This is a genomic window from Streptomyces katrae, from assembly GCF_002028425.1.
Lineage (GTDB): Bacteria > Actinomycetota > Actinomycetes > Streptomycetales > Streptomycetaceae > Streptomyces > Streptomyces katrae_A.
Window position 1 is genome coordinate 4,191,560 of sequence record NZ_CP020042.1, and the last position, 11,908, is coordinate 4,203,467.

5 protein-coding genes, 2 rRNA genes and 3 pseudogenes are annotated in these 11,908 nt (G+C 67.2%); 3 read left to right on the top strand and 7 right to left on the bottom strand.

The features are described 5' to 3' along the window. Positions 1-233: 233 nt before the first annotated feature. From B4U46_RS19110 to B4U46_RS40635, 3 genes and pseudogenes are all read left to right on the top strand, one after another. Positions 234-3,308, top strand: a 23S ribosomal RNA gene (locus tag B4U46_RS19110). 74 nt (positions 3,309-3,382) lie between these two features. Further along, positions 3,383-3,497, top strand: a 5S ribosomal RNA gene (gene rrf, locus B4U46_RS19115). A gap of 121 nt (positions 3,498-3,618) precedes the next feature. Next, a pseudogene (locus B4U46_RS40635) lies at positions 3,619-4,191 on the top strand (GNAT family N-acetyltransferase). Here the strand turns inward: B4U46_RS40635 and B4U46_RS39125 are convergent. The 7 genes and pseudogenes from B4U46_RS39125 to B4U46_RS19155 form a co-directional block, all read right to left on the bottom strand. Further along, positions 4,188-5,406, bottom strand: a pseudogene (locus B4U46_RS39125) (type VI secretion protein); the annotation flags it as partial. The pseudogenes B4U46_RS40635 and B4U46_RS39125 overlap by 4 nt on opposite strands. A 400-nt stretch (positions 5,407-5,806) precedes the next feature. Beyond that, on the bottom strand, positions 5,807-6,121 hold the full coding sequence (locus B4U46_RS38355; RefSeq protein WP_079428963.1) for a hypothetical protein: 315 nt from the start codon (positions 6,119-6,121) through the stop codon (positions 5,807-5,809). A gap of 5 nt (positions 6,122-6,126) precedes the next feature. Next, positions 6,127-7,546 (bottom strand): annotated as a pseudogene (locus tag B4U46_RS19135) (ATP-binding protein). Positions 7,547-7,564: 18 nt separating this feature from the next. Further along, positions 7,565-9,124: an SCO6880 family protein gene (locus B4U46_RS19140; RefSeq protein WP_079428961.1), complete on the bottom strand. Its 1,560-nt coding sequence runs from the start codon at positions 9,122-9,124 to the stop codon at positions 7,565-7,567. Beyond that, positions 9,121-10,461, bottom strand: a complete 1,341-nt coding sequence (locus B4U46_RS19145; RefSeq protein ID WP_185117213.1) for a hypothetical protein — start codon at positions 10,459-10,461, stop codon at positions 9,121-9,123. Before B4U46_RS19145 ends, B4U46_RS19140 begins: the two co-directional genes overlap by 4 nt. Then, positions 10,451-11,251 carry a hypothetical protein gene (locus B4U46_RS19150; RefSeq protein ID WP_079428964.1) on the bottom strand — a complete coding sequence of 267 codons (801 nt, stop codon included), beginning with the start codon at positions 11,249-11,251 and terminating at the stop codon, positions 10,451-10,453. The genes B4U46_RS19145 and B4U46_RS19150 overlap by 11 nt, the downstream gene beginning before the upstream one ends. 105 nt (positions 11,252-11,356) lie before the next feature. Then, complete coding sequence (locus B4U46_RS19155; protein WP_042818271.1) at positions 11,357-11,665, bottom strand: hypothetical protein; 309 nt, start codon at positions 11,663-11,665, stop codon at positions 11,357-11,359. Positions 11,666-11,908 lie beyond the last annotated feature (243 nt).

Consider the following 11,908-nt stretch of genomic DNA (forward strand, 5'->3'; position numbering starts at 1 on the left):
CTCATGGGTGGAACGTTGATTAGTTGGCACGGTCTTCTGGATGGATCACGAGTACTGCTTCGGCGTGGAAAGTGAGTCACTGAAAGAGATCGTGCTTGGCACGTTGTTGGGTCCTGAAGGCACGGCCGATTTGGTCAGTCTTCAGTGCCGGCCCCGGTAAAGCTCTGTTTCGGCAGGGTGTGACGGGTGGCTGGTCGTTATTTGAGAACTACACAGTGGACGCGAGCATCTGTGGCCAAGTTTTTAAGGGCGCACGGTGGATGCCTTGGCACCAGGAACCGATGAAGGACGTGAGAGGCCGCGATAGGCCCGGGGAGCTGCCAACTGAGCTTTGATCCGGGGTGTCCGAATGGGGAAACCCGGCAGTCGTCATGGGCTGTCACCCATGCCTGAACACATAGGGCATGTGGAGGGAACGAGGGGAAGTGAAACATCTCAGTACCCTCAGGAAGAGAAAACAACCGTGATTCCGGGAGTAGTGGCGAGCGAAACCGGATGAGGCCAAACCGTATGCGTGTGATACCCGGCAGGGGTTGCGCATGCGGGGTTGTGGAATGAGCTTTCACAGTCTGCCGGCTGTGAGGCGAGTCAGAAACCGTATGGATAGGCGAAGGACATGCGAAAGGTCCGGCGTAGAGGGTAAGACCCCCGTAGCTGAAATCTGTACGGCTTGCTTGCTCATCTCCCAAGTAGCACGGGGCCCGAGAAATCCCGTGTGAATCTGGCGGGACCACAAGCCTAAATATTCCCTGGTGACCGATAGCGGATAGTACCGTGAGGGAATGGTGAAAAGTACCGCGGGAGCGGAGTGAAATAGTACCTGAAACCGTGTGCCTACAAGCCGTGGGAGCGTCGGACGTACTTGTACGTCTCGTGACTGCGTGCCTTTTGAAGAATGAGCCTGCGAGTTAGCGGTGTGTAGCGAGGTTAACCCGTGTGGGGAAGCCGTAGCGAAAGCGAGTCCGAATAGGGCGATTGAGTTGCACGCTCTAGACCCGAAGCGGAGTGATCTAGCCATGGGCAGGTTGAAGCGGAGGTAAGACTTCGTGGAGGACCGAACCCACCAGGGTTGAAAACCTGGGGATGACCTGTGGTTAGGGGTGAAAGGCCAATCAAACTCCGTGATAGCTGGTTCTCCCGAAATGCATTTAGGTGCAGCGTCGTGTGTTTCGAGGTAGAGCACTGGATAGGCGGGCCCCTACCGGGTTACTGACCTTAGCCAAACTCCGAATGCCGGTAAGTGAGAGCACGGCAGTGAGACTGTGGGGGATAAGCTCCATGGTCGAGAGGGAAACAGCCCAGAGCATCGACTAAGGCCCCTAAGCGTACGCTAAGTGGGAAAGGATGTGGAGTCGCAGACAACAGGAGGTTGGCTTAGAAGCAGCCACCCTTGAAAGAGTGCGTAATAGCTCACTGGTCAAGTGATTCCGCGCCGACAATGTAGCGGGGCTCAAGCGTACCGCCGAAGTCGTGTCATTGCAGCAATAGGGCAACGCCTGCTGTGATGGGTAGGGGAGCGTCGTGTGCCGGAGTGAACAGCAGCGGAAGCTAGTTGTGGACGGTTCACGAGTGAGAATGCAGGCATGAGTAGCGATTACAACGTGAGAAACGTGTGCGCCGATTGACTAAGGGTTCCTGGGTCAAGCTGATCTGCCCAGGGTAAGTCGGACCTAAGGCGAGCCGACAGGCGTAGTCGATGGACAACCGGTTGATATTCCCGGTACCCGCTTTGAAACGCCCAATATCGAATCCTCTGATGCTGGAGGCCGTGAAGCCGTTCCGACCCTTCGGGGAAAGAAAGTGGTGGAGCCGCCGGCCCAAGGTGGTAGTAGGTAAGCGATGGGGTGACGCAGGAAGGTAGTCCAGCCGGCGGGTGGTTGTCCGGGGTAAGGGTGTAGGCGAGGGTGGTAGGCAAATCCGTCCCTCATATAAGGCTGAGACCTGATGCCGAGCGATTGTGGTGAAGTGGATGATCCTATGCTGTCGAGAAAAGCTCTAGCGAGTTTCATGGCGGCCCGTACCCTAAACCGACTCAGGTGTCAGGTAGAGAATACCGAGGCGTTCGGGTGAACTATGGTTAAGGAACTCGCAAAATGCCCCGTAACTTCGGGAGAAGGGGGCATTCCTGGTGATGAGACTTGCTCTCTGAGCTGGGGGTGGCCGCAGAGACCAGCGAGAAGCGACTGTCTTACTAAAACACAGAGTCCGTGCGAAGCCGTAAGGCGATGTATACGGACTGACGCCTGCCCGGTGCTGGAACGTTAAGGGACCGGTTAGTGACCTTTCGGGGTTGCGAAGCTGAGAACTTAAGCGCCAGTAAACGGCGGTGGTAACTATAACCATCCTAAGGTAGCGAAATTCTTGTCGGGTAAGTTCCGACCTGCACGAATGGCGTAACGACTTCTCGACTGTCTCAACCATAGGCCCGGTGAAATTGCACTACGAGTAAAGATGCTCGTTTCGCGCAGCAGGACGGAAAGACCCCGGACCTTTACTACAGTTTGATATTGGTGTTCGGTTCGCTTGTGTAGGATAGGTGGGAGACTTTGAAGCAGCCACGCCAGTGGTTGTGGAGTCGCCGTTGAAATACCACTCTGGTCGTGCTGGATGTCTAACCTCGGTCCGTGATCCGGATCAGGGACAGTGTCTGATGGTAGTTTAACTGGGGCGGTTGCCTCCCAAAGGGTAACGGAGGCGCCAAAGGTTCCCTCAGCCTGGTTGGCAATCAGGTGTTGAGTGTAAGTGCACAAGGGAGCTTGACTGTGAGACCGACGGGTCGAGCAGGGACGAAAGTCGGGACTAGTGATCCGGCGGTGGCTTGTGGAAGCGCCGTCGCTCAACGGATAAAAGGTACCCCGGGGATAACAGGCTGATCTTCCCCAAGAGTCCATATCGACGGGATGGTTTGGCACCTCGATGTCGGCTCGTCGCATCCTGGGGCTGGAGTCGGTCCAAGGTTGGCTGTTCGCCCATTAAAGCGGTACGCGAGCTGGGTTTAGAACGTCGTGAGACAGTTCGGTCCTATCCGCTGTGCGCGTAGGAATATTGAGAAGGGCTGTCCCTAGTACGAGAGGACCGGGACGGACGAACTCTGGTGTGCCAGTTGTCCTGCCAAGGCATGGCTGGTTGGCTACGTTCGGGAGGGATAACCGCTGAAAGCATCTAAGCGGGAAGCCTGCTTCAAGATGAGTATTCCCACCTCCTTGAGAGGGTAAGGCTCCCAGTAGACGACTGGGTTGATAGGCCAGATGTGGAAGCCCGGTAACGGGTGGAGCTGACTGGTACTAATAGGCCGAGGGCTTGTCCTCAGTTGCTCGCGTCCACTGTGTTAGTTCTGAAGTAACGAACTCGCCTTGCCGGCTTGAGTTCAACTTCATAGTGTTTCGGTGGTCATAGCGTTAGGGAAACGCCCGGTTACATTCCGAACCCGGAAGCTAAGCCTTTCAGCGCCGATGGTACTGCAGGGGACCCTGTGGGAGAGTAGGACGCCGCCGAACAATCATTGTGGGAAAGCCCGCACCAGTCATGGTGCGGGGCTTTTCTGCGTTTACGGCCAGAAGGCCGGTCGGGTCGGGATATTGCGTTGACCTGTTGTGAGCGGCGCGTTTGGATGCGTGCATGGAGCAGCAGAAGAAGCAGCAGCAGCACGTGATCCGGGCCGTGCGGGCGACGAGTGCAGAAGGTCAAGGACCTGAGGCTGGACGCGCTGCGTGATCCCGCCGCGTCGCTGGCCTTCCTCGAGACCTTCGAGCAGGCCGCCGCCAAGCCGACGAGCACTGGCAGGACCGGGCGGCCGGGCGGCGGAGGGCGTCCACGTCGGGCAGTTCATCGCCGAGGCGCCCGACGGGCAGTGGGACGGGTCCGTGTCCGTGTTCATCGAGGCTGCGGGGACCAGCGACTTCCTCGGCCAGGCCGTCGACGTCGACCAGGCGCATTCGTCGGCGTGTTCGTACGGCCCGAGCAGCGGGGCAGCGGGCTGACCGACGCACTGTTCGAGGCGGCGCTGGAGTGGGTGTGGGCCGGGAAGAGCCCGTGCTGGGGCATGTGCGGCTCTTCGTGCACGAGAAGAACGAGCGGGCCGCCGGGTTCTACCGGCGGTTCGGGTTCCGGCCGAGCGGGCTGGTGATCCCGAAGCCGGACGACCCGTCCCAAGGAGCACGATACCTGTTCACGCGCCCTGAATGTCCTTAGGCGACGGGCCACTCCGGCCAGCGGGCGCGGGCCTGTTCGCGGCTGCGCACAGGGCCAGGAGGGGGAGCTTCTCGTCCATGAGGAGGTCGGGGAGCTGGGGGACGGGGGCGACGGCCGCCACGTCCTCCAGGAACCAGCGTCATTGGTGGGTCGAGCCGACCGTCGGATGACCGTGCGGCCATGCGGCGGCCGTGCTCGACCACGTGCGAGGCGAGTGCGGTGAGCAGGGGCATCACACCCGGCCGGGTGCGCGGGTCCTCCAGGGGCTCACCCACTACGTAGAGGGTGCCCCCTTCGGCTGCGAACGATGCCAGGTGAGGGGTCCGTTCGGTTCGGGTTGCAGGCCTCGCGGATGTGGACCGAGGTCAGGCAGGACAGGGCGCGGCCGTCAGGTACTGGGCCTGCTCCCGGCGTTCGGGTGGGCGATGAGGGCGCTTTCGAGTTCGCCGGCCGCGCCCGGGGCGGCCTGGGGTGGGTGCGCAGGACGCGGACCGGTTCCTGGGAGCCGTTGCCCTGGGCCCACCGGGCCAGCTGTTTGAACGGGAGGCCTCGAGGGCGGCTGCCTGGAGCCAGCTGCGGACGAGGGTTTCGGCGGTGTCCGCGACGGCCGCGTCGAGGCGGGCCTGGGGCGTACGGGGGCCAGCAGGGCGATCGCCCGGGCGGCGGCGGTCTCGCGGTCGGCGCAGCCGTCGGCGGGGTTCCAGTGCAGGCGGGCCGGGGTGTCGCACAGGTGTGAGGGGTCGTAGAGGAGGACCGGGCCGAGCTTGCGCGGGCGTCCTTGGTGTCCTGCCAGAGGGCGGGGGAGGACGTGACCACCAGGACGGCGCCTTCGGCGGCGGAGACGGCCTGGGCGGCGAGGCGGTGGCGGCCGGCCGGGGGTGCGTAGGCGACGCGGGGGGCCGGTGGCGGTGCCGTGGGGCGGGCGGCCGGTGCGTAGCCGAAGCCGTAGCGGTAGGCCTCCTGGGCGGGGGCCGCCGCCGCCGGAGCGGTACGGGCCCGGAGATGCGCGGGGCCGGTGCGGAGACGGGGCGTGCGCGGCGGCGGATACCGGGGTGGGTGCCGGCTGGGCCGGCGCGGGGAGTACGGCCGGGGCGGGGCCTCGTTCCCGTCGTGGTGGCGGGGTGCGTGCGGGGACGGGGCGGGGTGGGTGCCGGGGTCTGCGGGCGTGGCAGAGGGGGCCGGGTTCGGGCCCGGGGCCCTGGTACGGGCGGCGGTGGGGGCCGGCACCGGAGCCGGGTGCGGTGCTTGGTGCGTGCCCTGGCCGGAGGTGGGGTCCCAGGCCGGGGCCGGGCCGTCGGTCGTGCCGGGGGTGGAAGGGCCGGGGTGCGGGCGGGAGGCCGTGCTGGACGGCGAGTCCGTGCGCGGGCCCGTGCCGGGTGCGAGGCGGGAACGCGTGCCGGGCGGGAGGTCGGATCCGGGCCGTCGTGCGGGGGCGCCGTGGCCGGGGCGCGGCCTGTGGCGGGCGCCGGGTGGGCGCCCGCGTCCGAGGCCTGGGCGGCACCGGGAGCGGAGAGCGAGTCCGTTGCGGGTGCCGGGGCGGCCGGTGCGGGGGTTTGTGCCTTGGCGCGGGCGCGGCGGGCCTTCGTCCGGGTGAACACGCCCAGGGTGAAGATCGTCAGGACCAGCAGGACCAGGAGCTGGCTGATGAACAGGCCCCAGAACAGCCCCAGCCGGAGAGTGCCGCCGGGTCGGTGTCGGGCCAGGCGGCCGGGATGTCGTGCGGTTGCGCTATCAGGGCGCGGACCGCGCCCGGGGTGCGGGTGAAGGTGACCGTGGACGGCCAGGCGCCCTTGGCGAAGAGGGCCGCCAGGCCGGTGGCCGACCAGACCAGGACGGCGAGGCCGAGGAGGAAGGCCAGGAGGCCGACCAGTGCTCCGTCGGGGATGCCGCCGCCGCGCGGGCGCGGCTCCCTACCTCTGGCGTCGTGCATGTCGGTCAGGCCACCGTGGTCGCGGATCCGGGGCCGCCGCCCCGCTGGCGTTCGATGTACAGGGCGCGTTCCTCCGCTTCGAGTTCCGCGGCCAGCAGGTCCTCGGGGAGCTGCTGGGGCGCGGAGGACTCCGTCATCGCGCGGTCGGTGTAGACGAGGGGGCGTTCGGTCTCGGTGATCAGGTGTTTGACGACCTGCACGTTGCCGTTGACGTCCCAGACGGCGATGCCGGGGGTGAGGGTCGGGATGATCTCCACCGCCCAGCGTGGCAGGCCGAGGACGCGGCCCGTGGCGCGGGCCTCGTCGGCCTTCTGGGCGTAGATGGTGCGGGTCGAGGCCATCTTGAGGATGGCCGCGGCCTCGCGGGCGGCGGCTCCGTCGACGACGTCGGAGAGGTGGTGGACGACGGCGACGAAGGACAGGCCGAGTCGGCGGCCGAACTTCAGCAGGCGCTGGAAGAGCTGGGCCACGAACGGGCTGTTGATGATGTGCCAGGCCTCTTCGACCAGGAAGATCCGTTTTTTTCCGGTCGGGGCGGATCCAGGTGTGTTCCAGCCACACGCCGACGATCGCCATGAGGATGGGCATGGCGATGGAGTTGCGGTCGATGTGGGAGAGGTCGAAGACGATCAGGGGGGCGTCGAGGTCGATGCCGACCGTCGTGGGGCCGTCGAACATGCCGCGCAGGTCGCCGTCCACGAGGCGGTCGAGGACGAGCGCGACGTCGAGGCCCCAGGCCCGTACGTCGTCTATGTCGACGTTCATGGCGAGGGCGGACTCGGGTTCGGGGTGGCGCAGCTGCTCGACGATGTCGGTGAGGACGGGCTGGCGGTCGCGGATGGTGTCGACGACGTAGGCGTGCGCGACCTTGAGGGCGAAGCCGGAGCGTTCGTCCAGGCCGTGGCCCATCGCCACCTCGATGATGGTGCGGAGCAGCGCGAGCTGGCCGGTCGTGGTGATCGCCGGGTCGAGGGGGTTGAGGCGGATCCCGTCGTCGTTGGCGGCGATGGGGTCCAGGCGGATGGGGGTTATCCCCAGGGCTTCCGCGATGAGGTTCCATTCGCCGACGCCGTCTTCGCCCTGGGCGTCGAGGACGACGACCTGGCGGTCGCGGAAGCGGAGCTGGCGCAGGACGTAGGTCTTCTCCAGGGCGGACTTGCCGTTGCCGGATTCGCCGAGGACGAGCCAGTGGGGGGCCGGGAGCTGCTGGCCGTAGAGCTGGAAGGGGTCGTAGATGTAGCCCTTGCCGCTGTATACCTCGCGGCCGATGATCACACCGGAGTCGCCGAGGCCGGGGGCGGCGGTGGGCAGGTAGACGGCCTGGGCCTGGCCGGTGGAGGTGCGGACGGGCAGGCGGGTGGTCTCGACCTTGCCGAAGAGGAAGCTGGTGAAGGCGTCCGTCAGCGCGGACATGGGATCTCGCATGGCGGCCATTCCTTCCAGCTAGCGTCGGATGCCGGTGGCGAACGGCAAGGTGTTGACGAAGGCGCGGTGGTGCTCGCGGTCGCACCACTCGAGTTTCAGGTAGGACTTGCCGGCGGAGGCGCGGATGGTGCGCTTGTCGCGGGCGAGGGCTTCGGGGGAACGGGAGGACACCGTGATGTACCCGACGAGGTTGACCCCGGCAGCGCCGCTGGCGAGATCTTCACCCCTCTGGTCGAGCCGGCCGTGGGCGGCGATGTCGCGGGGGTCGACCGTGCGGTTCATCTTGGCGGCGCGGGAGGCGTCGGCCTCGTCGTTGGTCTTCTCCGTCAGCATGCGCTCGATGGCGATCTCGGTGGGTTCGAGGTCCATGGTGACGGCGACGGTGCGGATGACGTCCGGGGTGTGGACGAGGAGGGGGGCCAGGAAGTTCACGCCGACGGGGGTCATCGGCCATTCCTTGATCCACGCGGTGGCGTGGCACCAGGGGGCGCGGGTGGAGGATTCGCGGGTCTTGGCCTGGAGGTAGGTGGGCTCCACGGCGTCGAGCTCGGCGGGCCAGGCGTTGCGCTTGGTCATGGCCTGGATGTGGTCGATCGGGTGGTCCGGATCGTACATGGAGTGCACGAGGGAGGACAGACGTCCCTGGCCGAGGGGCTGGCGGACGCGGATGTCGGCTTCGGCGAGGCGGGCGCAGATGTCGGTCAGCTCGCGGGCCATGACGATGGCGAGGCCGGCGTCGCGGTCGAGCTTGCGGCCCTTGGTGCTGCCGGCGCGGGCGATGGTGTTGGCCTCGGCGGCGAGCTCGCGGGTGTAGTGCATGCAGGCGACGAGGTAGGCGCGGTGCTGCTCCGAGGAGGTGGAGACCATCGACTGGAGCTGGTCGTAGGAGTCGCGCAGCCAGCCGGGGGCGGCGGCGTTGCCGCGCTGGGCGACGTCCTTGGCGTGGGCGTCGGGGTCGGCGGGGAGGGTGCGGGCGAGCATCTGGAGGCGGGTGACGAAGCCGTCGCCGTTGGCGACGTGCTTGAGGAGGGTGCCGAAGCGGTCGACGAGGGCTTCCTGGTCCTCGCTGTCGCGCAGGCCGACGCCGGGGCCTTCGATCTCGATGGCGGCGGTGACGGTTCTGCGGTCGGCGTGGAGGAGGACGGCGATCTCGTCGGGGCCGAAGGGGGCGGCGAGCCAGTTGATGCGGCCGATGCCGGGGGGCGGGCCGACCTCGACCTCGCGGCCGTCGGCGGCGCGGGTGCCGGCTTCCATGGCGGCTGAGCGGTAGGTGGTGCCGCGGCGCAGGGTGCGCTTGTAGCTGCGGTTGATCTCGAACCACCGGTAGAAGGTGCGGCCCTTGTAGGGGACGTACACGGCGGCGAGGGCGAGCAGCGGGAAGCCGGCGAGGGCGACGATGCGCAGGGTGAGGTCGGGGACGAGCAGTCCGCTCATCATGCCGAGGAACGCGCCGACGATGATCAGGGCGATCTCGCCGGTTTCGCGGTTCTTGCCGACGATCGCGTTCGGCCGGGCCCGGCCGATGAGATACGTGCGGCGGGGCGCGACCGGGTGGAGCTGGTGGGACTGGGTCGTCAACGCCCGTCACCTCCTGTGTTCCTCGTACTCGAGCCAGTGCGGGGCGGGGGTGCGGCGGGCGGGACGCTTCCGCTGCCGGTCCCGCTGCCGGAGCCGCGGCTGCTGTGGGCGGCCATGCCTCCGGAGATCTGGTTGGCGTCGCCGCCGGTGGGGCCGTTGCCGCCGCCGGCGCGGTGGGCGCCGCCGCGGCTGCTGTGGGTCTTGATGCCCTGGGAGACGAGGGAGGCCGGGGAGCTGATGACGGCGGCTGCCTGGGCTCCGTCGGTGGCCTGCTTGCGGTTGCTGCGGGCGGAGGCGATCTCGTCGCCGAAGCCGGGGACGAAGCGGTAGATCATGGCGGAGGCGAAGATCGCCAGGAGGATGATGGCGAGGCCGGAGACGACGGCGGAGAAGGCGCCCGGGCCCTTGTTGCCGGCGAGGGCGCCGGCGAGGCCGAGGACGATGACGATGACCGGCTTCACGAGGATGACGGCGATCATGATGCCGGCCCAGCGGCGGACGTGGCCCCACATGTTGCGGTCGACGAGTCCGGCGTAGACGACGGTGCCGAGGAGGGCGCCGACGTAGAGGAGGGCGGCGCGGATGACGAGCTCGAGCCAGAGGACGCCGGCGGCGAGGACGGTGACGAGGGCGACGACGATGAGCATGATCGGGCCGCCGCCGATGTCGTCGCCCTTCTTGAGGGCGTCGGTGAAGGAGCCGAAGAAGACGTCGCTCTGGCTGCCGGTGGCGGAGGCGATGACGTCGGTGACGCCGTCGGTGGCGGAGACGACGGTGTAGAGGATCAGGGGGGTGAAGGCGGAGGCGAGGACGGTCAGCCAGAGGAAGCCGATGGCCTCGGAGAGGGCGGTGGAGAGGGGGACGCCGCGGATGGCGCGCTTGGCGACGGCCAGGAGCCACAGGACGAGGGTGAGGACGGTGCTGGCGGCGAAGACGACGGCGTACTGCTGGAGGAAGGCGGGGTTGGTGAAGTCGACGTTGGCGGTGCCCTTGACGGCTTCGCTGAGCTTCCCGACGATCCAGGCGGCCGCGTCGGCGCAGCCGCGGGCGAGGGAGGCGAGGGGGTTGAGGGCGTCGGTGGGGTCGTTGGAGAGGCCTGCTTTGCCGCCGCTGCCGCCGGTGCCGCCGTCACCCTTCTCGCAGTAGTCCTTGGCCGAGCCGACGAGGAGCTTGCAGTCCTCGTTCGCCCGCGCCGTTGCCGTTGCCGAAGGGGAGGGGACGGCAGAGGGAGAGCCAGGCGGTGTGGGCGCGGCGTAGGAACGTGTCGCCAGTGCCACGACGGCCAGATGGGCGGACGCGATGACCCCGGCGGTGCGGAGCCGGAGGCTAGCGGGCATAGGTGAACCCTCCGAACTCCTTGGTTGCCTTGCTGATGTCGTCGGCTGACGATGCGGGTACGTCGCCGGGCACGGGGGCGGGTCCGTCCTGCTGGCTGTCGGCGGCGATCTTCCAGTCGTCGCCGGACCAGACCAGGTCGAAGACCCAGGTCTTCCAGGTGGTCCGGACGGGGTCGGTGGACTTCTCCCCGGACATGCCGATGAGGCCGGTGGCCCAGACCGAGATCCGGGCGGCGCCCGGGGCGTAGCTGTCGACCCGGGTGCCCACGGGGACGGTCCGGCTGATGAAGGTGTTGGCCTGGGGCGGGTTGCCGTTCGGGTCGAGTCCGAGTTTGGCGAGGAACGCCGGTGAGTACGCGGCGTCCTGAGGGGCCTTGAGGCGCGCGGCGGCTTCGACGGTGTAGACACCGTCGGTGATCGCGTGCCGGGTGTCCTTTCTGAACATGCCGTCGGAACCCAGGGCCACCGCGTAGTTCGCGGCTGCGGACTGGGCGCCCTGTTCGTTGTGGGCGAAGCCCTTGGTGACCGGGGCCGTGCCCGTGGGGGCGGTGGCGTTGGTGGTGGGGGGTTTGTTCGAGGTGGGGGGTTGGGGGGTGTCCTGGGAGCGGTTCGCGAACGCGATGGCGGAGATGAGCAGGACCACGACACCGACCACCGTGATCAGGCCGCGTGAGGCGCGGGGGGTGCGGCGGGGGGTGCCGTAGGGGTCGGAGGGGGAGTCCGGGAGGCGGGTGCGGGTCTGGCCCGTTCCGCCGACGGCGCCCCCGCCGTACTGGTCGTCGTTGCTCATTGCCTGTCGTCCGCCCCCTCCGCGTCGTACGACGGTAGCGCTCGTTTCCGCGCAGGCGCGGTGTGGTGATTCCTCATCAGGGTGCGGCCGGCCGCGGTGGTTCTGCTAGACGGCCATTCCGTAGACGATCGTGAAGAGGGTGCCGAGGGAGCCGATGATGAAGACTCCGGTGAGCCCGGCCACGATCAGGCCCTTGCCCTGTTCCGCGCTGAACGTGTCGCGCAGTGCGGTGGCGCCGATGCGCTGCTTGGCGGCGCCCCAGATGGCGATGCCGAGGCAGAGGAGGATCGCCACGGCCATGATGACCTCGATCATGACCTTCGCTTCGTTGCCGAGACTGCCGAACGGCCCCCAGTTCGGGGCGATTCCGCCGATGATGGTGGTGATGTCGCCCTTTTCGGCTGCCAGGATCATGTAACTCACCGCCCCTGTATGGGTAGTTCCGGTAGCCCGTGCCCGATGGCAGGGGTCACGCACTATCTTCGCTGATGAAACGTCGGCCGTCGTCGACTTGGCCGGTCTCTTTACCCGATGTCCCGGGTATCGGGCCGTGCGTGCGGGTGCATGGGGGTGCGGGCGCGCACGTGTGTGCGCGTGTGTGCGGTCGTACGCATGGCCTGACCTGGTCACTCTGTGTATCACGGGGGGTGACCTCGG